The 20,732-nt window shown below is 73.3% G+C and carries 19 protein-coding genes; 13 read left to right on the top strand and 6 right to left on the bottom strand.

Going from position 1 to position 20,732, the window contains the following annotated elements; genetic code table 11:
• Positions 1-176 precede the first annotated feature (176 nt).
• Together ACFYUZ_RS19640 and ACFYUZ_RS19635 are read right to left on the bottom strand one after the other, a co-directional pair.
• The gene (locus ACFYUZ_RS19640) at positions 177-2,606 is read right to left on the bottom strand and encodes a Tex family protein (RefSeq protein ID WP_389310846.1); all 2,430 of its coding nucleotides are present in this window, start codon (positions 2,604-2,606) and stop codon (positions 177-179) included.
• Between the two features lie 109 nt (positions 2,607-2,715).
• Entirely contained in the window at positions 2,716-3,582 is an 867-nt protein-coding gene (locus ACFYUZ_RS19635; protein ID WP_389310844.1) for a hypothetical protein, read from the bottom strand.
• A gap of 126 nt (positions 3,583-3,708) precedes the next feature.
• On the opposite strand from ACFYUZ_RS19635, the gene ACFYUZ_RS19630 reads away from it, so the two are divergent.
• Both ACFYUZ_RS19630 and ACFYUZ_RS19625 read left to right on the top strand, forming a co-directional pair.
• A complete protein-coding gene (locus ACFYUZ_RS19630; RefSeq protein WP_389310842.1) occupies positions 3,709-4,680 on the top strand; it encodes a GlxA family transcriptional regulator in 972 nt (323 codons plus the stop codon).
• A gap of 162 nt (positions 4,681-4,842) precedes the next feature.
• Positions 4,843-5,484 carry a DJ-1/PfpI family protein gene (locus tag ACFYUZ_RS19625; RefSeq protein ID WP_389310840.1) on the top strand — a complete coding sequence of 214 codons (642 nt, stop codon included), beginning with the start codon at positions 4,843-4,845 and terminating at the stop codon, positions 5,482-5,484.
• A 1-nt stretch (position 5,485) separates the two neighbouring features.
• Here ACFYUZ_RS19625 and ACFYUZ_RS19620 read toward each other — a convergent pair whose 3' ends face one another.
• Positions 5,486-6,229, bottom strand: coding sequence for an enoyl-CoA hydratase/isomerase family protein (locus ACFYUZ_RS19620; RefSeq protein ID WP_389310838.1), 744 nt, complete (start codon positions 6,227-6,229; stop codon positions 5,486-5,488).
• Between the two features lie 297 nt (positions 6,230-6,526).
• Here ACFYUZ_RS19620 and ACFYUZ_RS19615 point away from each other — a divergent pair, with 297 nt between their 5' ends.
• Positions 6,527-6,979 (top strand): ATP-binding protein, encoded by a 453-nt coding sequence (locus ACFYUZ_RS19615; RefSeq protein ID WP_389311018.1) that lies wholly within the window; start codon positions 6,527-6,529, stop codon positions 6,977-6,979.
• Between the two features lie 97 nt (positions 6,980-7,076).
• On the opposite strand, the gene idi is transcribed toward ACFYUZ_RS19615, so the two are convergent.
• The 3 genes from idi to ACFYUZ_RS19600 form a co-directional block, all read right to left on the bottom strand.
• Positions 7,077-7,697, bottom strand: a complete 621-nt coding sequence (gene idi, locus ACFYUZ_RS19610; RefSeq protein WP_093873169.1) for an isopentenyl-diphosphate Delta-isomerase — start codon at positions 7,695-7,697, stop codon at positions 7,077-7,079.
• Between the two features lie 152 nt (positions 7,698-7,849).
• Complete coding sequence (locus ACFYUZ_RS19605) at positions 7,850-9,109, bottom strand: GNAT family N-acetyltransferase (protein WP_389310835.1); 1,260 nt, start codon at positions 9,107-9,109, stop codon at positions 7,850-7,852.
• Positions 9,110-9,308: 199 nt separating this feature from the next.
• On the bottom strand, positions 9,309-10,250 hold the full coding sequence (locus tag ACFYUZ_RS19600; RefSeq protein ID WP_389310833.1) for a cation diffusion facilitator family transporter: 942 nt from the start codon (positions 10,248-10,250) through the stop codon (positions 9,309-9,311).
• Between the two features lie 387 nt (positions 10,251-10,637).
• On the opposite strand from ACFYUZ_RS19600, the gene ACFYUZ_RS19595 reads away from it, so the two are divergent.
• The 10 genes from ACFYUZ_RS19595 to hpnD all read left to right on the top strand — a co-directional run bounded on the left by ACFYUZ_RS19595 (position 10,638) and on the right by hpnD (position 20,667).
• Positions 10,638-12,455, top strand: coding sequence for a DUF5941 domain-containing protein (locus ACFYUZ_RS19595; RefSeq protein ID WP_389311016.1), 1,818 nt, complete (start codon positions 10,638-10,640; stop codon positions 12,453-12,455).
• Positions 12,452-13,189 (top strand): sugar phosphate nucleotidyltransferase, encoded by a 738-nt coding sequence (locus ACFYUZ_RS19590; protein WP_389310831.1) that lies wholly within the window; start codon positions 12,452-12,454, stop codon positions 13,187-13,189. The genes ACFYUZ_RS19595 and ACFYUZ_RS19590 overlap by 4 nt, the downstream gene beginning before the upstream one ends.
• Positions 13,177-14,238, top strand: a complete 1,062-nt coding sequence (locus ACFYUZ_RS19585; protein WP_389310829.1) for an iron-containing alcohol dehydrogenase family protein — start codon at positions 13,177-13,179, stop codon at positions 14,236-14,238. The genes ACFYUZ_RS19590 and ACFYUZ_RS19585 overlap by 13 nt, the downstream gene beginning before the upstream one ends.
• A complete protein-coding gene (locus ACFYUZ_RS19580) occupies positions 14,216-15,028 on the top strand; it encodes a CDP-alcohol phosphatidyltransferase family protein (protein WP_389310827.1) in 813 nt (270 codons plus the stop codon). The genes ACFYUZ_RS19585 and ACFYUZ_RS19580 overlap by 23 nt, the downstream gene beginning before the upstream one ends.
• A 47-nt stretch (positions 15,029-15,075) precedes the next feature.
• Positions 15,076-15,921 (top strand): glycosyltransferase family 2 protein, encoded by an 846-nt coding sequence (locus tag ACFYUZ_RS19575; RefSeq protein WP_389311015.1) that lies wholly within the window; start codon positions 15,076-15,078, stop codon positions 15,919-15,921.
• A gap of 49 nt (positions 15,922-15,970) precedes the next feature.
• Complete coding sequence (locus ACFYUZ_RS19570) at positions 15,971-16,903, top strand: ABC transporter permease (RefSeq protein WP_389310825.1); 933 nt, start codon at positions 15,971-15,973, stop codon at positions 16,901-16,903.
• Entirely contained in the window at positions 16,896-17,681 is a 786-nt protein-coding gene (locus ACFYUZ_RS19565) for an ABC transporter ATP-binding protein (RefSeq protein ID WP_123456319.1), read from the top strand. The genes ACFYUZ_RS19570 and ACFYUZ_RS19565 overlap by 8 nt, the downstream gene beginning before the upstream one ends.
• A 167-nt stretch (positions 17,682-17,848) precedes the next feature.
• On the top strand, positions 17,849-18,496 hold the full coding sequence (locus ACFYUZ_RS19560; protein ID WP_389310823.1) for a TetR/AcrR family transcriptional regulator: 648 nt from the start codon (positions 17,849-17,851) through the stop codon (positions 18,494-18,496).
• A gap of 312 nt (positions 18,497-18,808) precedes the next feature.
• Positions 18,809-19,720: a squalene synthase HpnC gene (gene hpnC / locus ACFYUZ_RS19555; protein WP_389310821.1), complete on the top strand. Its 912-nt coding sequence runs from the start codon at positions 18,809-18,811 to the stop codon at positions 19,718-19,720.
• Complete coding sequence (hpnD, locus tag ACFYUZ_RS19550; protein ID WP_389310819.1) at positions 19,717-20,667, top strand: presqualene diphosphate synthase HpnD; 951 nt, start codon at positions 19,717-19,719, stop codon at positions 20,665-20,667. The genes hpnC and hpnD overlap by 4 nt, the downstream gene beginning before the upstream one ends.
• The last annotated feature ends 65 nt before the right edge of the window (positions 20,668-20,732 follow it).

Below are 20,732 nucleotides of genomic sequence, written 5' to 3'. Positions count from 1 at the left end.
CGCGATCACGGGCTTCGCGAGCACGGGCCTCATGGGCTTCACGGGCGGAACGGGCCGCCCCGTTCCGATGCCCGATGCCCGATGCCCGGTGGACGCGGGCCGTCCGCGCGCCCCCTGTCGGGGAGCGCGTGAACGGCCTCGGACCGCCTGCCGGACACCCCGTCCGGCCCGCGCGTCTATCGGCGCTTGCCGCCGCCCTCGCCGAGCAGACCGGCCTTGCGGAGGGCGTCCGCCATCGCGCTGTTCGCGGGCGCGGGCGCCGCCGAACGGTCCCGGCCGCCCCGCTCCCCGCGGTCGCCGCGGTTTCCGCCCTCGGCCCGGCGACCGCCGCCGCCCTGACGCTGCTGCGGCGGCCGGCCGGAACGCTCGCCCCGGTCCCCGCGCTCGCCCCGCTCGCCGCGGTCACGCCGGGGCGCACCGCCCTGGCCGCCCGCGCCCGCCTCGTCGTCCAGCCGCAGCGTCAGCGAGATCCGCTTGCGCGGGATGTCCACGTCCACGACCTTCACCTTGACCACGTCACCGGGCTTCACCACGTCGCGCGGGTCCTTGACGAAGGTCTTCGACATCGCCGACACGTGCACCAGGCCGTCCTGGTGCACGCCGACGTCCACGAACGCGCCGAACGCGGCCACGTTGGTGACGACGCCCTCCAGGACCATCCCCGGCGTCAGGTCGCCGATCTTCTCGACGCCCTCCTTGAAGGTGGCCGTGCGGAACGCCGGACGCGGGTCACGGCCCGGCTTCTCCAGCTCGCGCAGGATGTCCGTCACCGTCGGCAGGCCGAAGGTCTCGTCCACGAAGTCGTCCGCCCGCAGCGAGCGCAGCGTGCCCGTGTCGCCGATCAGCGCCGCGACCTCCCCGCCGGTCGCCTTCACCATCCGGCGCACCACCGGATACGCCTCCGGGTGCACCGCCGAGGCGTCGAGCGGGTCGTCGCCGCCCCGGATGCGCAGGAAGCCCGCGCACTGCTCGTACGCCTTCGGGCCGAGCCTGGCCACGTCCTTGAGCGCCTTGCGGGAGCGGAAGGGCCCGTTGGCGTCGCGGTGCGCGACGATGTTCTCCGCGAGGCCGGAGCTGATGCCCGAGACCCGCGAGAGCAGCGGCGCTGAGGCGGTGTTGACGTCCACGCCGACGCCGTTCACACAGTCCTCGACCACCGCGTCGAGCGAGCGCGAGAGCTTCACCTCGGCCAGGTCGTGCTGGTACTGGCCGACGCCGATGGACTTCGGGTCGATCTTCACCAGCTCGGCGAGCGGGTCCTGGAGCCGCCGGGCGATGGAGACGGCGCCGCGCAACGACACGTCGAGGCCCGGGAGTTCCTGCGAGGCGAAGGCGGAGGCGGAGTAGACCGATGCGCCGGCCTCCGAGACCATCACCTTGGTCAGCTTCAGCTCGGGGTGCTGGGCGAGGAGCTCGGCCGCCAGCTTGTCGGTCTCGCGGGAGGCCGTGCCGTTGCCGATCGCGATCAGCTCGACCGCGTGCTCCTTCGCCAGCCGCGCCAGCTTCTCCAGGGCCTGGTCCCACTTGTTGGCGGGGACGTGCGGGTAGATCGTGTCGGTGGCGACGACCTTGCCGGTCGCGTCGACGACGGCGACCTTCACGCCCGTGCGGAAACCGGGGTCGAGCCCCAGCGTCGCCCGGGTGCCGGCCGGCGCGGCGAGCAGCAGGTCCCGCAGGTTCGCCGCGAAGACCCGGACCGCCTCGTCCTCGGCGGCCGTGCGCAGCCGCAGCCGCAGGTCGATCCCGAGGTGCACCAGGATCCGGGTCCGCCAGGCCCAGCGGACCGTGTCCTGGAGCCACTTGTCCCCGGGGCGGCCGCGGTCGGCGACGCCGAAGCGGTGCGCGACGATCCCCTCGTACGAGGAGGGTCCCTCCGTGGGCTCCTCCGGCTCCAGCTCCAGGCTGAGGGCGTCCTCCTTCTCGCCGCGCAGCATGGCGAGCACCCGGTGCGAGGGCAGCGCCGTGAAGGGCTCGGCGAAGTCGAAGTAGTCGGCGAACTTCGCTCCGGCCTCCTCCCGCCCCTCGCGGACCTTCGCCACGAGCCGTCCGCGGCCCCACATGCGCTCGCGCAGCTCGCCGATGAGGTCGGCGTCCTCGGAGAACTTCTCGGCGAGGATCGCCCGCGCGCCCTCCAGGGCCGCGGCGGCGTCCGCGACGCCCCTGTCGCCGTCCACGAAGGCCGCGGCGGCGGCCGCGGGCTCGACGGACGGGTCGGCGAGCAGTCCCTCGGCCAGCGGCTCCAGACCGGCCTCACGGGCGATCTGGGCCTTCGTCCGCCGCTTCGGCTTGAAGGGCAGGTAGATGTCCTCCAGGCGCGCCTTGGTGTCGGCGGCCCGGATGCTCGCCTCCAGCTCGGCCGTCAGCTTGCCCTGCTCGCGCACCGAGTCGAGGATCGCCGACCGGCGGTCCTCCAGCTCGCGGAGGTAGCGCAGCCGCTCCTCCAGGGTGCGCAGCTGCGCATCGTCGAGCATCTCGGTCGCTTCCTTGCGGTAGCGCGCGATGAACGGCACGGTCGAACCGCCGTCGAGGAGCTCGACGGCTGCCTTCACCTGTCGCTCGCGTACGCCGAGCTCCTCGGCGATCCTTGCTTCGATGGACGTCGTCACGGTGTCCCGACTCGCCTTCTCGTGCCTCAAGCTTGCGAGTGCATTCTGCCGGGTCGGTCACCCGTATGCGGCAACCGACCCGTCCCGCGCGCGTCCCCGTCCCGCCGGGTCAGCCCTTGCCGAGCAGGTCCGCCGGGAAGGCGCCCGCGCCGGCCGCCGCGACCAGGAAGCCGCGTCCCAGCTCGGTGAGGCGCTCGACCCCGGCGGCACCGAGGTGCTCGTACGGGGCGGAGTCCAGCCGGTCGGTGTGCTCCTCCAGCTCGGCGCGCAGGGCCGTCCCCGCCTCCGTCAGCTCGCCCTCGGCGTCGAGGAGCCCGCGCTCGCGCAGCCGCTCCCTCGCCGCCTCCCAGTCGGCGCTCCGCCAGCCGCGCGTGCCGAGGACCCAGCGCGGGGACATCCCCTTGCCGGTGGCGGTGTGGGAGGCGAGGGCCTCGACGGGGTCGAGGCCGGCGGCGAGCAGGGCCGAGAGGTGGCCGTCGCCGCGGTGCTCGCGGAGCAGGGTGGCGGCGTACCAGTAGGCGAGGTGGGGCTGCTCGGGCACCGGCAGGTCGGCGTTGGCCGAGTAGAGCGGCCGGGCGTGCCGGGTGCAGGCCTCGGTGGCGCGCAGGGCGAGCTCCGCGGCCTCGGCCATCTCCGGGGAGGCGACGACGTCGTCGCCGAGCAGCCGCCGCAGGGTGGCGTCGGCGGTGCGCAGCCGCGCGTCCAGGACCTCGGCGGGGGAGGCGGTCTCCCAGACGGCCGGGAGGTGCCCGGAGAGGAACGCGTGGTTGTAGTTGTAGAAGGTCGCGGCGACCGTGCCCGCGCCCACCGCGCCGAGGGCGGCGCTCCGCGCGGCGAGCCGCATCGCGCTCCGGTCGGTGAAGCCGAGGGCGGTGAACTCCCGGTCCAGGTCCGGAGAGAAGTACAGCGTGGAGTGGATCGGATTGAGGGCGTTGTGGCACTGGCGGCCCGCGCGCGGGGCAAGAGCAGTCGTCATGGGCGGAACGTTACCGACTGGTCGGTACGACGGAAACGGCCGGAGGGGGGCGAGCGGGCGCGGGATGGCAGAAAAGGTGGGCTCTCCGTCGTTGCGGACGCCCCCGCACCCGCCAAGGATGGAGCCATGACGCAGCGCCCCGTCCTCGTCGTCCTCTTCGACGACGTCCAGAGCCTCGACGTCACCGGCCCCGTCGAGGTGTTCGCCGGTGCCGGCCGCGCCGCCGGCGACCCGTCCGCCTACCCGATCCGCACGGCCTCCCTGGACGGCGGACCGGTCCGCACGCACAGCGGACTGCGGCTGCTCCCCGACACCTCCCTCGACGCCGCCGTCGCCGACGGGGCTCCGCACACCCTCGTCGTCCCCGGTGGCGAAGGCACCCGCGCGCCCGACCCGGCCCTGATCGACTGGCTGCGCATCCAGGCCCCGAAGGCCGGACGCCTGGTCTCCGTCTGCACCGGCGCCCTGCTCCTCGCCGAGGCCGGACTCCTCGACGGACACCGGGCCACGACCCACTGGATCGCCTGCGACCACCTCGCCCGCCGCCACCCCGAGGTCGAGGTGGACCCGGACCCCATCTTCGTCCGGGACGGCCGGCTCGCCACCTCCGCCGGGGTCACCGCCGGCATCGACCTGGCCCTCGCCCTCGTGGAGGAGGACCTCGGCCGGGACGTCGCCCTCACCGTCGCCCGCCATCTGGTCGTCTTCCTGCGCCGCCCCGGCAACCAGGCCCAGTTCAGCGCCCAGTTGGCCGCCCAGACCGCCCGCCGGGAGCCGCTTCGGGACCTCCAGGCCTGGATCACCGAGCACCCCGAGGCGGACCTCTCCGTCGAGGCGCTGGCCGCCCGCGCCCGGCTCTCGCCCCGTCACTTCGCCCGCGCCTTCCACGCGGAGACCGGCGTCCCGCCCGGCCGCTACGTGGACCGGGTCCGGCTCGAACACGCCCGCCGCCTCCTGGAGGAGACCTCGCACGGGGTCGAGGAGGTCGCCCGCGCCTCCGGGTACGGCACGCCCGAGGCCATGCGCCGCGCCTTCCTGAAAGCCCTGGCGACCGGCCCCGCGGAGTACCGCCGCCGCTTCCACGCGGTCCTGTCCTGACCGTCCGCCTGTTCCGTCGTCGGCCTTCTGCCGGCGCCGGTCGGCCCCGCGGCCGATCGGGCGCCGTCCGGAGGCGGTCCCTTCGTGGACCGGCCCTCCGCCCGTGCATCCACGGGCGGGCGGTCCCGTCCTCACCGTTCCCACCCACCGAGAGGAACCCCCGTGCAGATCGCCGTCCTGCTCTACGACCGCTTCACCACCCTCGACGCCGTCGGCCCGTACGAGCTGCTCGCCCGGCTCCCCGGTGCCGAGACGGTCTTCGTGGCCAAGGAGGCCGGCCCGGTCCGCAACGACCAGGGCAGCCTCGCGCTCGTCGCCGACCGGAGCCTCGCCGAGGTCCCGAGCCCGGACATCGTCCTGGTCCCCGGCGGCCCCGACGCGCGGGTCGCCATGGACGACCCGGAGATCCTCGACTGGCTCCGTACCGCCGACGCCACCAGCACCTGGACCACCTCCGTCTGCACCGGCTCGCTGATCCTCGCCTCGGCGGGCCTGCTGGAGGGCCGCCGGGCGACCACCCACTGGCTCGCCTTCGACGAACTGCGGGCGCTGGGCGTCGAGCCCACCGGCGAGCGGGTCGTCCTCGACGGCAAGTACGTCACGGCCGCCGGCGTCTCCTCCGGCATCGACATGGCGCTGCACCTGCTCGGCCGGATCGCCGGGGACGAGACCGCCCAGACGATCCAGCTCCTCACCGAGTACGACCCGCAGCCGCCGTACGACGCGGGCTCGCCGGAGAAGGCCCCGGCGGCGATCGTCGCGCACTGGCGGGGCCGGCCCGTCGAGTCGCTGCCGCAGGGCTGACTCAGAGCACGTACGTGAAGCGGGGCGCGCGGCGCTCCAGGAAGGCGGCGACGCCCTCGGCGGTGTCGCCGCTGCCGCGTGCCTGCTCCGCCCAGTGGGCGTCCCGGTCCAGACGGCCGTCGGCGAACTCCTTGGCCGCCGCCTGGGTGAGCAGCGAGCGGGAGGCGAGCAGCCGGGCGAACTCGGCCACCCGCTTGTCCAGCGCGCCCGCCGGGTGCAGCTCGTCCACGAAGCCGGTCCGCAGGGCCCGCTCCGCCTCCATCAACTCGCCGGAGAACAAAAGGTACTTGGCGGTCGAGGGGCCGACCAGGGCGGTGAGTCTGCGGGTCGAGGAGGAGGCGTAGACGATGCCGAGCTTCGAGGGCGTGATCCCGAAGCGGGCGCCCTCCTCGGCGAAGCGCAGGTCGCAGGCGGCGGCGAGCTGGCTGCCGCCCCCGACGCAGAAGCCCCGCACCGCCGCGACGGTCGGCTTGGGGAAGGCCGCGAGCGCCTCCTCGGCCCGCACCGAGAGGGCCTGCTGCTCGTCCCCGGGCTCCCGCAGCGCCGAGATGTCCGCCCCGGCGCAGAAGGTGTCGCCCTCGCCGGTGAGGACCAGCACCCGGACGGCCGGGTCGGCGGCGAGCCGCTCCAGGACGGCGGGCAGGGCGCGCCACATGCCGACGCTCATGGCGTTGCGTTTGGCGGGGTTGGAGATGACGACGGTGGCGATCCCGTCCGTGACGCTGTCCTTCAGCTGCGGCTCCATGGGCCGGATGCTATCCGCCGGGCCCGAACGTACGATCAGGAAGGGGTCGCTCCGAACCTCGGCGCCGCTCCCCGGCCGGCTGCCGCTCCTCGGCGGCGCCGTCGCGGCCGCTGGAGGGACCGCTTCCGGAATCCTCAGAAAGCGCGCAGGATCAGTCGAACAACTGACGTTGGCATACCCAGCCGATCAGAAGGTGACCGATAGGTGTCGACTTCTGGTCAGTAGGCCGGTCCGCTCGCGCGTATTGCCAAGACTCGATCCGTGGCGAGAATCGAGCACGAGGGCGGGAACGGGACCGTGGACACCCACGGGGGTGTCCCCGCCCGGCAACCGTCCTACGAAGGAGTCTGGCGCTTCACCGCTGCAGCGGTCGACGTCTCCGTCCCGCAGGCCCGGCACGCCGTACGCGACCTGCTGGTCCGCCAGGGCGTCCCCGTCCGCGAGGAGATCATGGACGGCCTGCTGCTGATCGTCTCCGAGCTGGTGACCAACGCCGTGCGGCACGCGGCGCTGCTCTCCCCGGAGATAGCGGTGGAGGTCGCGATCGGCCCCGAGTGGGTCAGGGTGTCCGTCGAGGACAACCACCCCTACCGTCCCAAGGCCCTGGAGGCGGACTGGGGCCAGACCGGCGGCCGGGGGCTCCTCCTGGTCCGCGAGATCGCCCAGGAGTCCGGCGGCGCCTGCGACGTCGAACACACCGCGAGCGGCGGGAAGATCATCTGGGCGGCGCTGCCCCTGGGGCCCGCCTGAGGGGCCCGCCTGAGGGGCCCGCCGGGCCCGGATCCGGCGCGCACGGCTGGAAGGCCCCGGCCCCGATGGCACCGGGGCCGGGAGGCGCTCCCGGGGGTCACCAGCCCCCGGACGGGCCCGTCAGCTCCCTGATCGCCGGCCGCGCCGCGTCCAGGACCGTCATGAACCAGGCGGAGAAGGGCGCGGCGGCGTGCCGCTCGGCCAGTTCGTCGGCGGTCACGAAGTCGGTGGACTCGATCTCCTCCGGGTCCGGCCGCGGGGCGGCCTGCACGAGGCCGACGAAGAGGTGGTTGAACTCCTGCTCCACCAGGCCCGAGGCCGGGTCCGGGTGGTTGTAGCGGACGGTGCCGGCCTCCGCGAGCAGCGTCGGCGAGACGCCCAGCTCCTCGAAGGTCCGCCGGGCCGCCGCGGCGAACGGCGCCTCGCCCGGGTAGGGGTGGCCGCAGCAGGTGTTCGACCAGACGCCGGGGGAGTGGTACTTGCCGAGCGCCCGCCGCTGGAGCAGCAGCCGGCCCGACTCGTCGAAGAGGAAGACGGAGAAGGCGCGGTGGAGCTGCCCCGGCGCCTGGTGCGCGGCGAGCTTCTCCGCGGTGCCGATGGTCCTCCCCTCCTCGTCGACCAGTTCGAGCATGATCGGCGCCGGGACTCCGGACGGCTGGACACCGTTCGACGTGATCTCCGGCGAGATCTGAGCCGCGGTGGCTGGTGTGGTCGGCATACCCATCCTTCGCATCGGTCCTCGGCCCGTTGGGGCCCCCACAGTGTGCCGTACAAAACCGGCTTGTCCGCACTTCGGCGTCCGGACGTGGCCGCTCCCACCGCACCGGAGTACAGGCGGTGCGGCGGGAGCGGGAGGGGTCCAAAGGGGCACTACACCCCGAAAGGTGCCGGATAGGCGAGTGTGCCCGGCGGCACGGGCGCGGAAGCGTCCAGGACGAGCGCCATCATCGCCTCGTCCGGGACCTCGAAACCTGGCTTGATTCCATACTCGGACGCCCGTACGAACCCGAACCGCGGGTAGTACTCCGGATGGCCCAGGACGAGCACGAGCGGCTCTCCGCGCAGCCGGGCCGCGTCGAGCACCGCCCGGACGACGGCCTGCCCGGCCCCCGTCCGCTGGTGGGCGGGCGCCACCGACACCGGGGCCAGCGCGGCCGCGGGGACGCCGTCCACCAGGCACCGGGTGATCAGCGCGTGCGCCGCGATCGTGCCGTCCGGGGCCTCGGCCACGTACGACAGGCCCGGCAGCCAGGCGTCGTCGCGCCGGAGCGCGTCGACCAGATCGGCCTCCGTCTCCGAGGGCGCGGCCTCCGACCCGAAGGCCGCGGCCACGACCCGCCGGATCTCCGCCGCGTCCGCCTCGGTCTCCGGCCGGGTGCGCCAGCGCGGATCGGCGGCCCGCAGGACGAAGCCGGCGTACCCGTAGTCGGAGCCGTGCCCGCGCCGCAGCGCGATCTCGGCGCGGGCCCCCGCCACCGCCTCGGCCATGCCGGGCACGGTGGTGTCCGCCGCGTCGGCGTGCGCGGCGAGCGGGACGTAGTACTCGTCCCAGTCGCTCTCGGGCTGCGGGACGGTCCCCAGGACGTGGTAGCCGGCCGCCACGGCCGCCGCCGCGTTCCCGGCGACGGTACGCAGGGTGTAGTGCTCCTCCCAGAAGGCGCGGGCCGCCGGGCCCGGCTCCTCGGTGGTCCAGACGCACTCGGTGAGCACCAGCGTGCCCCCGGGGGCCAGCAGCCGGCGCCATTCGGTCAGCGCCCGGTCGAAGCCGAGGACGAAGACCGAGCTCTCCGCCCAGACCAGGTCGAAGGAGCCGTCGGGGAACGGCAGGGCGCGCATGTCGGCGTTCAGGGTGCGGATCGCGCCGTCGAGCCCGCGGGCGGCGGCGGTCTCCCGCAGCTCCGCCAGGAACGGCTCGTGCGTGTCGACGGCGGTCACCTCGGCGCCCGCCTCGGCGGCCAGGAGCAGCGCGGAGCGGCCGGGGCCGCAGCCCAGGTCGAGCACGCGCGGCCGCTCCGGGAGGCGGCCCGAGAGCGCGAGGAGCCGGCGGGTGGTGGCGTCGGAGCCGGGGCCCTGCCGCGGCAGGCCGTGGTGCAGGGCGAAGAAGGAGTCGTGCAGAGCATTGTCGGACAACGTGGAAACCCTTGGGGTGAAAGGGCCCCGGCCGACGACGTGACGTACCGGTGGAAGGACCGGGATCAGGTCAGCCGGAGACCCGGAGGCTGAGGGACGACCGGGTGCTGCCGCACGGGGCAGCCTCCATCGCGACGGTCATCAACCTCAGCTCCTCTCCACACGCGTTCGTGCGAGGAGACTAACAGCCGGAGGCCGCTCAGAGGCAGAGTTTCGCCTCGTGCTCCGCGTGCCCGGCGGGCTCCAGCTGGAAGGTGCAGTGCTCCACGTCGAAGTGCGAGCCCAGGCAGCCCTGCAGGGCGTGCAGCATCTTCTCGTGCCCGACCGAGTCGAGCGCGTCCTGGTCCACGACGACGTGCGCGGAGAGCACCGGCATCCCCGAGGTGATCGTCCAGGCGTGCAGGTCGTGCACGTCCTCGACGCCCGGCAGGGCCAGGATGTGCGCCCGCACCTCCGCCATGTCGACGCCCTTCGGAGCCGCCTCCAGGAGGACGTCCAGGGTCTCGCGCAGCAGCTTGAGCGTGCGCGGCACGATCATGAGGCCGATCACGATCGAGGCGATCGGGTCCGCGTACTGCCAGCCCGTCGCCAGGATGATCGCCGCCGCGACGATCACGGTGACCGAACCCAGCGCGTCCGCGAGCACCTCCAGGTACGCCCCGCGCACGTTGAGGCTCTCCTTCTGGCCCCGCATGAGCAGCGACAGCGAGATCACGTTGGCCACCAGGCCGATCACCGCGAACGCGATCGCCGGTCCGCCCTTGGTGTCGGCCGGTTCGATGAACCGCTGGACCGCCTCGTACAGCACGTATCCGCCGACCACGAGCAGCAGCAGACAGTTGGCGAGCGCGGCCAGGATCTCGGCCCGGGCGTACCCGAACGTGCGGTTCCCCGAGGGGGGCCGGTTCGCGAAGTGGATCGCGAGGAGCGCCATCGCGAGGCCGACCGCGTCGGTCGCCATGTGCGCCGCGTCCGCGATCAGGGCGAGGGAGTCGGCGACCAGGCCGCCGACGATCTCGATCACCATCACGGAGAGCGTGATGCCGAGCGCGATCCGCAGCCGGTTCTTGTACGCGGCGGCCGCCGTGCCCGTCGGCGGCGGGCCGCCGTGGCCGTGCCCGTGATCGTGTCCAGCCCCCATGACAAGGCCTCCCGGTCGTGTCGGATGTGTGCCCCGATTCGCAAGTGAACTACGGGTGGGGGGTATGTGCAACACGGTACTGAACACCGTTGTCATATGCTCTGACCTGCGGCGACGTCGGAGCGAGGGCGCGCGCCGCCGGCCTCTCGGGGCGGGCTTCGCGGGGCGGGCCGCCGATCGCCCGCGATGATCTCCGCGGAACGCGGCGCACCCGGACGGACACGGACGGTCCCGGGGGAGTCCTGTCGGCGAAGCCTCGGTGAAATCGTCCTCCGTTCATCCGATAGCCTCAGCCGACGTGTCGCCGCCCGGTGCCGGGCCGCACCGCCGCGCCGGGGCCGCCATGGCCCCGCCGGCCCCTCCGTCAGCTCCAAGGAGTGAGTTCGTCTGTCGACCGCCATCCTCACCGGCCCGCCGGCACCCGGATCCTCGCTCGACGGTGATCTGCGGTCGCTCGGCTTCGACGTCCGGATCGCCTCCGGCGCCGAGGAGGCCGGCGCCCTGCTGGCCGCCGTCCCGGCGGGCGAGCGCGTCGCGCTCGTCGACCCCCGGTTCGTCGGTCACCTGCACGCGCTGCGCCTCACCCTGACCGACCCCCGCTTCCCCGCGGCCGCCGCCCCCGGCGCGCTCACCGCCCAGCGGGAGGCCCGCCCCGCGCTCGCCCGCGCCCTGGAAGCGGTCTCCACGACCGCCGGGGCCGCCGGCAGCGACACGCTCACCGACGCCCACGGCCTCACCGACTCGCTCGCCGAGGCCCTCGACGCCGACGGCGTCGCCGTGCACCGGCCCCAGCTCGGCACCCTCGTCGCCACCGTGCCCACCGACGCCGAGGCCCGCCACGAGGCGCGCGCCGCCGTCGACGCCGTCGACGACGAGGCCGTGCGCCTGCGCTCGGCCGTCAAGGCGCACGACGGCTTCTTCACCACCTTCTTCATCAGCCCGTACTCGCGCTACATCGCCCGCTGGTGCGCGCGCCGCGGCCTCACCCCGAACCAGGTCACCACCGCCTCGCTGCTCACCGCGCTGATCGCGGCCGGCTGCGCGGCCACCGGCGTCCGCGGCGGCTACATCGCCGCCGGCGTCCTCCTCATCGTCTCCTTCGTCCTCGACTGCACCGACGGGCAGCTCGCCCGCTACGCGCTCAAGTACTCGACGATGGGCGCCTGGCTCGACGCCACCTTCGACCGGGCCAAGGAGTACGCCTTCTACGCGGGCCTCGCCCTCGGCGCCGCCCGCGACGGCGACGACGTGTGGGCGCTCGCCCTCGGCGCCATGGTCCTCATGACCTGCCGGCACGTCGTGGACTTCTCCTTCAACGAGGCCAACCACGACGCCACCGCCAACACCAGCCCGACCGCCGCCCTCTCCAGCAGGCTCGACAGCGTCGGCTGGACGGTCTGGGCCCGCCGCATGATCATCCTGCCGATCGGCGAGCGCTGGGCGATGATCGCGGTCCTCACCGCCGCCACCAGCCCCCGGATCGTCTTCTGGGCCCTGATCGTCGGCTGCGCCTTCGGCGCCTGCTACACCACGGCGGGCCGCGTCCTGCGCTCCCTGACCCGCAGGGCGAAGCGGACCGACCGGGCAGCCCAGGCGCTGGCGGACCTGGCTGACTCGGGCCCGCTGGCCGGGATCGCGAGCCGTGCCCTCGCCCGCACCGGCCTGCGCGGCCCCGGCTTCGTCCTCGCCCTGATCGCCACCGGAGCGCTGCTCGCCACGGTCCTCGCCCGCCCCTTCGGGGACCGGCAGACCGTGATCATCGCGGTCTTCTACGCGGTCTTCGCCGGCGCCGCCGTCGCCCGCCCCCTCAAGGGCGCCCTCGACTGGCTGGTCCCCCCGCTCTTCCGCGCCGCCGAGTACACCACCGTCCTCGTGCTCGCGGCCCGCTCCGACTCCCCGCACGCCCTTCCCGCCGCATTCGGGCTGGTCGCGGCCGTCGCCTACCATCACTACGACACGGTGTACCGCATCCGCGGAGGCACCGGCGCGCCGCCCGCCTGGCTGGTGCGCGTCACCGGCGGACACGAGGGGCGCACGCTCCTGGTGACCGCTCTCGCCGCCCTGCTGGCGGACCGCGGCGACGACTTCACCCTGGCACTGACCGCGCTCGCGGTCGCCGTCGCGCTGGTGGTGCTGGTGGAGTCCATCCGCTTCTGGGTCTCCTCCGGAGCACCCGCCGTTCACGACGAAGGAGAAACAGCATGATCGGCCTCGTACTGGCAGCCGGTGCCGGACGGCGTCTGCGCCCCTACACCGACACCCTTCCGAAGGCCCTCGTGCCCGTGGACGGCGACACCACCGTCCTCGACCTCACGCTGAAGAACTTCGCCGAGATCGGCCTCACCGAGGTCGCGATCGTCGTCGGCTACCGCAAGGAGGCCGTCTACGACCGCAAGGACGCCCTGGAGGCCAAGTACGGCCTCCGGATCACCCTCGTCGACAACGACAAGGCCGAGGAGTGGAACAACGCCTACTCCCTGTGGTGCGCCCGTGAGGTGCTCAAGCGCGGTGTGATCCTCGCCAACGGCGACACCGTCCACCCGGTCTCCGTCGAGAAGACCCTGCTCGCCGCCCGCGGGAACGGCCAGAAGATCATCCTCGCCCTCGACACGGTGAAGAACCTCGCCGACGAGGAGATGAAGGTCATCACCGCCGAGGGCAAGGGCGTCCAGCGCATCACCAAGCTCATGGACCCGGCCACCGCCACCGGCGAGTACATCGGCGTCACCCTCATCGAGGCCGAGGCCGCCGAGGAGCTCGCCGACGCCCTCAAGGCCACCTTCGAGCGCGACCCCGACCTCTACTACGAGGACGGCTACCAGGAGCTCGTCAACCGCGGCTTCACCGTCGACGTGGCCCCCATCGGCGACGTCAAGTGGGTCGAGATCGACAACCACGACGACCTCGCGAAGGGCCGTGAGATCGCGTGCCAGTACTGACCCGGCTGATCCCCTCGCCGGTCGTCGTCGACATCCGCCGGGGAGCGCTGGACGACCTGTCCGCGCTCCTCGCGGACCAGCGGATCTCCAGCAACGGCAAGATCGCCGTCGCCATCAGCGGCGGCTCGGGCCTCAAGCTGCGTGACCACTTCGCCCCCGAGCTGCCCGGCGCCGACTGGTACCCGGTCTCGGGCGGCACGATCGACGAGGCCGTGAAGCTCGCCGACGCCATGCGCGGCAAGCGGTACGACGCCGTGGTCGCCCTCGGCGGCGGCAAGATCATCGACGTGACCAAGTACGCGGCGGCCCGGGTCGGGCTGCCGCTGGTGGCCATCGCCACCAACCTGTCGCACGACGGGATCTGCTCGCCGATCTCCACCCTGGACAACGACAACGGCCGCGGCTCGTACGGCGTCCCCACCCCCATCGCGCTGGTCGTCGACCTCGACGTGATCCGGGACGCCCCCGTGCGGTACGTCCGCTCCGGCATCGGCGACGCGATCTCCAACCTCTCCGCCATCGAGGACTGGGAGCTCTCGCACCGCGAGAACGGCGAGCCGGTCGACGGCCTGGCCGCCGCCATGGCCCGCAGCGCCGGCGAGGCCGTGCTCCGCCACCCCGGCGGCGTGGGCGACGACGACTTCCTCGTCACCCTCTCCGAGGGCCTGGTGATGTCCGGCATCGCCATGTCCATCAGCGGCGACAGCCGCCCCTCCTCGGGCGCCTGCCACGAGATCAGCCACGCCTTCGACCTGCTCTTCCCGGCGCGGGCGGCCAGCCACGGCGAGCAGTGCGGCCTCGGCGCGGCCTTCGCGATGCACCTGCGCGGCGCGCGGGACGCCTCCGGAGTGATGGTCGAGACCCTGCGCCGGCACGGGCTGCCCGTCCTGCCGGAGGAGATGGGCTTCACCGTGGACGAGTTCGTCCGGGCGGTGTCCTTCGCCCCGCAGACCCGGCCGGGCCGCTACACCATCCTCGAACACCTCGACCTGTCCGACGACGAGATCAGGGACGCGTACGCCGACTATGCCAAATCCATCGGTAGCTGAGCTCCGTCCTCCGCGGAAGCCCTCGGTGGCGGAGCTCCGCCCGGTCGTCCACCCCCCGGGTGTGAAGGACCGGCGGAGCGGTGAGCACTGGGGCGGCCGCCTCTACATGCGGGAGATCTCGCTCAGGATCACCCGGCAGCTCGTCGGCACCAGGGTCACGCCGAACCAGCTGACGTACGTCATGACCCTCGCGGGCGTCCTCGCCGCACCGGCCCTGCTGGTGCCCGGGATCCCGGGGGCGCTGCTCGGCGCGCTCATGGTCCAGCTCTACCTGCTGCTCGACTGCGTCGACGGCGAGGTGGCCCGCTGGAAGAAGCAGTACTCGCTGGCCGGCGTCTACCTGGACCGGGTCGGCGCCTACCTGTGCGACGCCGCCGTCCTCGTCGGCTTCGGCCTGCGCGCCGCCGACCTGTGGGGCTCGGGCCGGATCGACTGGCTGTGGGCCTTCCTGGGCACGCTCGCCGCGCTCGGCGCCATCCTGATCAAGGCCGAGACCGACCTCGTCGGCGTCGCCCGCCACCAGGGCGGGCTGCCGCCGGTCAAGGAGGCGGCGTCCGAGCCGCGCTCCTCCGGCATGGCGCTGGCCCGCCGGGCCGCCGCCGCGCTCAAGTTCCACCGGCTCGTCCTCGGCATCGAGGCCTCGCTGCTCATCGTGGTCCTGGCGATCGCGGACCACGTCAGGGGAGACCTCTTCTTCTCCCGGCTCGGTGTCGCCGTCCTCGCCGGCATCGCCCTGCTCCAGACCGTGCTGCACCTCGTGTCGATCATGGTCTCCAGCAGGCTGAAGTGAGGCCGGCCGTGAGTACGCCGCTCAGGGTGGGTGCCGTCGTCATCACGATGGGCAACCGCCCCGACGACCTGCGCGCGCTCATCGACTCGGTCGCCGCGCAGGAGGGCGACCCGGTCGAGGTCGTCGTCGTCGGTCAGGGCACCCCGGTCACCGGGGTGCCCGACTGGGTGCGGACCGTCGACCTGCCCGAGAACCTCGGGATCCCCGGCGGCCGGAACGTCGGCATCGAGGCCTTCGGCCCCGGCGGCACCGACGTCGATGTCCTGCTCTTCCTCGACGACGACGGGCTGCTCGCCCACCGGGACACCGCGGAGCTGGTCCGGCAGGCCTTCACCGCCGATCCGCGCCTCGGCATCATCAGCTTCCGGATCGCCGATCCGGAGACCGGGGCCACCCAGCGCCGGCACGTGCCGCGGCTCCGCTCGGCCGATCCGATGCGCTCCTCGCGGGTGACCACCTTCCTCGGCGGCGCCAACGCCGTCCGCACCAAGGTCTTCGCCGAAGTCGGCGGCCTGCCGGACGAGTTCTTCTACGCGCACGAGGAGACCGACCTCGCCTGGCGCGCGCTCGACGCCGACTGGATGATCGACTACCGTTCCGACATGGTGCTGCTGCACCCCACCACAGCCCCGTCCCGGCACGCCTCGTACCACTTCAACGTGGCCCGCAACCGAGTGTGGCTGGCACGTCGCAATCTGCCCGCGCCCCTGGTGCCGGTCTATCTCGGCGTCTGGCTCCTGCTCACCCTGGCCCGGCGGCCCTCGCCCTCCGCGCTGAAGGCGTGGCTCGGCGGCTTCCGCGCGGGCTGGACGACCCCCTGCGGACCGCGCCGCCCCATGAGGTGGCGTACGGTGTGGCGCCTGACCCGGCTGGGTCGCCCCCCGGTCGTCTGACATCGTGGTACTCCACGTGCCGCGCATCTTGAACACGAAAGTTTCGACTGTGAGTGACACACACCTGGGCGGGGCGGTCGCGACGAGCGCGCCTCCGTCCTCCGTCGACGAGGGCCTGGAGCCGGCCGCCCTCGCCGCGAAGTACGGCCTCGCCGTCAGCGGCGCCCGGCCCGGCCTGTTCGAGTACGTCCGCGATCTGTGGAGTCGTCGCCACTTCATCCTGGCCTTCTCCTCGGCGAAGCTGACCGCCCAGTACAGCCAGGCGAAGCTGGGCCAGGTGTGGCAGGTGGCGACCCCCCTGCTGAACGCCCTGGTGTACTACCTGATCTTCGGGCTGATCCTCGGTGCCGGTAAGGGCCTGAGCAAGGACGTCTACGTCCCGTTCCTGGTCACCGGCATCTTCGTGTTCACCTTCACCCAGAACTCGGTGATGGCGGGCGTCCGGGCGATCTCGGGCAACCTGGGTCTGGTCAGGGCCCTGCACTTCCCGCGCGCGACCCTCCCGATCTCCTTCTCGCTCCAGCAGCTCCAGCAGCTGCTGTTCTCGATGATCGTGCTCGTGGTGGTCGCGATCTCCTTCGGCAGCTACCCCTCCCTCCGGTGGCTGCTGGTGGTGCCGGCGCTGCTCCTGCAGTTCGTGTTCAACATCGGACTGGCTCTGATCATGGCCAGGATGGGCGCCAAGACGCCCGACCTCGCCCAGCTGATGCCGTTCGTCATGCGCACGTGGATGTACGCCTCCGGCGTGATGTTCTCGATCCAGGCCATGCTGGCGGACAAGCCGGCGTGGATCGCCGACGTCCTCATGTACAACCCGGCGGCGGTCTACATGGACCTGATCCGCTACTCCCTCATCGAGGGCTACGGCGCCGAGAACCTGCCGTCGCACGTCTGGATGACCGCCCTCGCCTGGGCCCTGGTCTTCGGCATCGGCGGTTTCGTCTACTTCTGGAAGGCCGAGGAGAGGTACGGCCGTGGCTGACACGAACCAGGACCGCGTCCCCACCGTCATCTGCGACGACGTCCACATCGTCTACCGGGTCAACACCGGCGGCGGAGGCAAGGGCAGCGCCACGGCGGCGCTCAGCCGGATCGTCGGCCGGGGCAAGGCCGAGGTCTCCCGGGGCGTCCGCAAGGTCCACGCCGTCCGCGGCGTCACCTTCACCGCCTACCGGGGCGAGGCCATCGGCCTCATCGGCACCAACGGCTCCGGCAAGTCCACGCTCCTGCGCGCCATCGCCGGCCTGCTCCCCACCGAGAGCGGCAAGGTCTACACCGACGGGCAGCCCTCGCTCCTGGGCGTCAACGCGGCCCTCATGAACGACCTCACCGGCGAGCGCAACGTGATCCTGGGCGGCCTCGCCATGGGCATGAGCCGCGAGGAGGTGCGCTCCCGCTACGAGGACATCGTCGACTTCTCCGGCATCAACGAGAAGGGCGACTTCATCAGCCTCCCCATGCGGACGTACTCCTCCGGCATGGGCGCCCGGCTCCGCTTCGCCATCGCGGCGGCCAAGAACCACGACGTCCTCCTCATCGACGAGGCGCTCGCGACCGGTGACCGCAAGTTCCAGATCCGCTCCGAGGAGCGGATCCGCGAGCTCCGCAAGGAGGCCGGCACGGTCTTCCTGGTGAGCCACAGCAACAAGTCCATCCGGGACACCTGCGACCGGGTGCTCTGGCTGGAGAAGGGGCAGCTCCTGATGGACGGCCCCACGGAGGAGGTCCTCAAGGCGTACGAGCGGGAGACCGCGCGCTGAGGCCCGCCGCCCGAGAGCTCCTGCCGGATTCGTCCGGCAGGAGCTCTTCCGTCCCCCCGTCTCCCGCCACCACCCTTCCCGGAAGGTGCCGCGCACCCGCCCCTTCCTCCGCGCGTCGCTCCCCCACCTGGAATGTTCATGCGGTTAACTTCGGGCAGGATGAGTCCATGGCAGCGACCTCGGCGGGAAAGACCTACCACCACGGCGATCTGCGCAACGCGCTGATCTGCGCGGCCGTCGACCTCGCCACCGAAGGCGGTCCCGAGCGGGTCGTCCTGCGCGAGGCGGCCCGCCGGGTCGGCGTCTCGCCCACCGCCGCCTACCGGCACTTCGACGGGCGCGGCGAACTCCTCCGCACCGTACGGGCCCACGCCCGGCGGGAGCTCGCCGCCGCCATGGAGCGGGCCGCCGCCCGCGAGCCCGGCGCCGACGACCCCGGCCTCGCCGCCGAGCGCCGGGTCGCCGCCCTCTGCCGGGGATACGTCGGCTTCGCCGTGGAGCAGCCCGGCCTCTACCGGGCCGCGTTCTGCGTCCCCCGCCCCGCCGCCGCGGACGAGCCCGTGCCCGCCCGGCCGCCCGCCGAGCCCGAGATCCGCGCGTTCGCCCTGCTCAGGGAGGCGCTCGAAGCCCTCGCCCGGCAGGGCGCCGCCCGGCCCGGCACCCGGCCCGCCACCGCCGCCGCGGCGTGGTCGGCCGTGCACGGACTGTCACTCCTCCTGGTCGACGGGCCCCTTCGCCGTCTCTCCGCGCAGGGCCGCGGCGTCGTCGTCGAGGCGACCCTCGCGATGGTGGTCTCCGGATCGGCTGCCGGCTGACCCCGAACTCCCTTGCGAGACGGGAGCGTTGGCGGGCGGCGTGGGCCCCGTACGGGTGAGGTGCGCGACGCCCGCCACCCGGGAATGGCGAAGGTCGTCGTACAACGTAAGCTGGACCGGTCTGTTTCGAGGCAAGTAGGGCGATACCCGCGGCCATCGGGCCCGCGCGTGGCGGACCTACGGGCAGGGGTCGGCGGCGTGTCCGAAATAGGATGGATTGGATCGGCAGTGTAGAACGGGAGACGTGACGGCCATGACGCAGAATCTCCAGCTCCACGAGGGTGTCGCCGTCCCTCCGTCAGGAAGCGCCCAGTGACGGAGACCCGGCAGGCGCGCACCGACGCCTCCTCGCGCACCACACTCGGCAAGGCCGCGGACGAGAACTTCCCCGTGGCCCCCTTCTTCCTGCCCCGCGCCTGGCGCGACGACCTCATGGCCGTCTACGGATTCGCCCGGCTCGTCGACGACATCGGCGACGGCGACCTCGCCCCCGGCGGCGCCGACGCCCGCCACCTCGGCGTCCGCCCCGAGGCCGCGGACGACCGGGTCGTCCTCCTCGACGCCCTCCAGACCGACCTCCGGCGGGTCTTCGACTCCACCCCGCACCACCCCCTGCTGCGCGCCCTCCAGCCGACCGTCCGGCGCCGCGGACTCACCCCCGAGCCCTTCCTCGGGCTGATCGCCGCCAACCGGCAGGACCAGCTGGTCCGCCGCTACGAGACGTACGACGACCTCCTCGCGTACTGCGAGCTCTCCGCCAACCCCGTCGGCCGGCTCGTCCTCGCCCTCACCGGCACCGACACCCCCGAGCGGATCCGGCGCTCCGACGAGATCTGCACCGCCCTGCAGATCGTGGAGCACCTCCAGGACGTCGCCGAGGACCTCTCCCGCGACCGGATCTACCTGCCCGCCGAGGACCTCAAGCGCTTCCACGTCACCGAGCGCGACCTCGCCGCCCCCACCGCGGGCGCCTCCGTGCGGGCCCTGATCGCCTTCGAGGCCGAGCGGGCCCGCGCGCTCCTCCACGCGGGCGCCCCGCTCGTCGGCAGCGTCCACGGACGGCTCCGCCTCCTCCTCGCCGGCTTCACCGGCGGGGGACTCGCGGCGCTCGACGCGATCACCGACGCCGGGTACGACGTGCTGACCGGCCCACCGAAGGCCACCAAGCCGAGCCTGATGCGCCAGGCGGGAGCGGTTCTGCTCCGGGCGCGGAGAGAGGGGTGAGCACGACCGTGGAGGCCCAGCACCAGCCGTCCGCACCGGTCCAGGCCGCCTACAGCTACTGCGAGGCGGTCACCGGACAGCAGGCCCGCAACTTCGCCTACGGGATCCGGCTGCTCCCGGCCGAGAAGCGACAGGCGATGTCCGCGCTGTACGCCTTCTCGCGGCGCGTCGACGACATCGGCGACGGCACGCTCGCGGCCGGGGAGAAGCGGGAACGGCTCGAAGCCACCCGCGACGTCCTCGACCGCGTCCGCAAGGGCCTGGTCGAGGAGGACGACACCGACCCCGTCGCCGTCGCCCTCGCCGACTCCGCCCGCCGCTTCCCGATCCCGCTCGACGGCCTCGACGAGCTCATCGACGGCGTCCTCATGGACGTGCGCGGCGCGACCTACGAGACCTGGGACGACCTCAAGGTCTACTGCCGCTGCGTCGCCGGCGCGATCGGCCGGCTCTCCCTCGGCGTCTTCGGCACCCAGCCCGGCGCCCCGGGCGCCGACCGGGCGCCCGAGTACGCCGACACCCTGGGCCTCGCGCTCCAACTCACCAACATCCTCAGGGACGTACGCGAGGACGCCGGGAACGGGCGCACCTACCTGCCGGCCGACGACCTCGCCAAGTTCGGCTGCGGAGACGGCTTCGGCAGCGAGACCCCGCCCCCCGGGTCGGACTTCGCCGGCCTCGTCCACTTCGAAGTGCGGCGCGCCCGCGCCCTGTTCGCCGAGGGCTACCGGCTCCTCCCGATGCTCGACCGGCGCAGCGGCGCCTGCGTCGCCGCCATGGCCGGCATCTACCGGCGCCTCCTCGACCGGATCGAGCGCGACCCCGAGGCCGTCCTGCGCGGCCGCGTCTCGCTGCCGGGCCGCGAGAAGGCGTACGTCGCGGTGCGCGGCCTCTCCGGCCTCGACACCCGCACCATCGCCCGGCGCACCGTCAGGAGACGCGTCTGATGCGCCCCCGCGCCCCCGCCCTCCGGGCAACCCCGGGCGCCGCCCCGGCGTCCCTGCCCCAGACA

Source organism: Streptomyces sp. NPDC004266 (assembly GCF_042874095.1).
Lineage (GTDB): Bacteria > Actinomycetota > Actinomycetes > Streptomycetales > Streptomycetaceae > Streptomyces.
The sequence above is the reverse complement of the archived record's forward strand: the minus strand, read 5'-3'. Positions and strand labels throughout refer to the sequence as shown.

Excerpts from the sequence above, each read along its gene's own strand:
- ACFYUZ_RS19635 (WP_389310844.1), bottom strand. The coding sequence starts at position 3,582 with ATGACGACTGCTCTTGCCCCGCGCGCGGGCCGCCAGTGCCACAACGCC.
- ACFYUZ_RS19575 (WP_389311015.1), top strand. The coding sequence starts at position 15,076 with ATGGGCAACCGCCCCGACGACCTGCGCGCGCTCATCGACTCGGTCGCC.
- ACFYUZ_RS19630 (WP_389310842.1), top strand. The coding sequence starts at position 3,709 with ATGACGCAGCGCCCCGTCCTCGTCGTCCTCTTCGACGACGTCCAGAGC.
- ACFYUZ_RS19590 (WP_389310831.1), top strand. The coding sequence starts at position 12,452 with ATGATCGGCCTCGTACTGGCAGCCGGTGCCGGACGGCGTCTGCGCCCC.
- idi (WP_093873169.1), bottom strand. The coding sequence starts at position 7,697 with ATGCCGACCACACCAGCCACCGCGGCTCAGATCTCGCCGGAGATCACG.
- ACFYUZ_RS19560 (WP_389310823.1), top strand. The coding sequence starts at position 17,849 with ATGGCAGCGACCTCGGCGGGAAAGACCTACCACCACGGCGATCTGCGC.
- ACFYUZ_RS19600 (WP_389310833.1), bottom strand. The coding sequence starts at position 10,250 with ATGGGGGCTGGACACGATCACGGGCACGGCCACGGCGGCCCGCCGCCG.
- ACFYUZ_RS19580 (WP_389310827.1), top strand. The coding sequence starts at position 14,216 with ATGCCAAATCCATCGGTAGCTGAGCTCCGTCCTCCGCGGAAGCCCTCG.
- ACFYUZ_RS19620 (WP_389310838.1), bottom strand. The coding sequence starts at position 6,229 with ATGGAGCCGCAGCTGAAGGACAGCGTCACGGACGGGATCGCCACCGTC.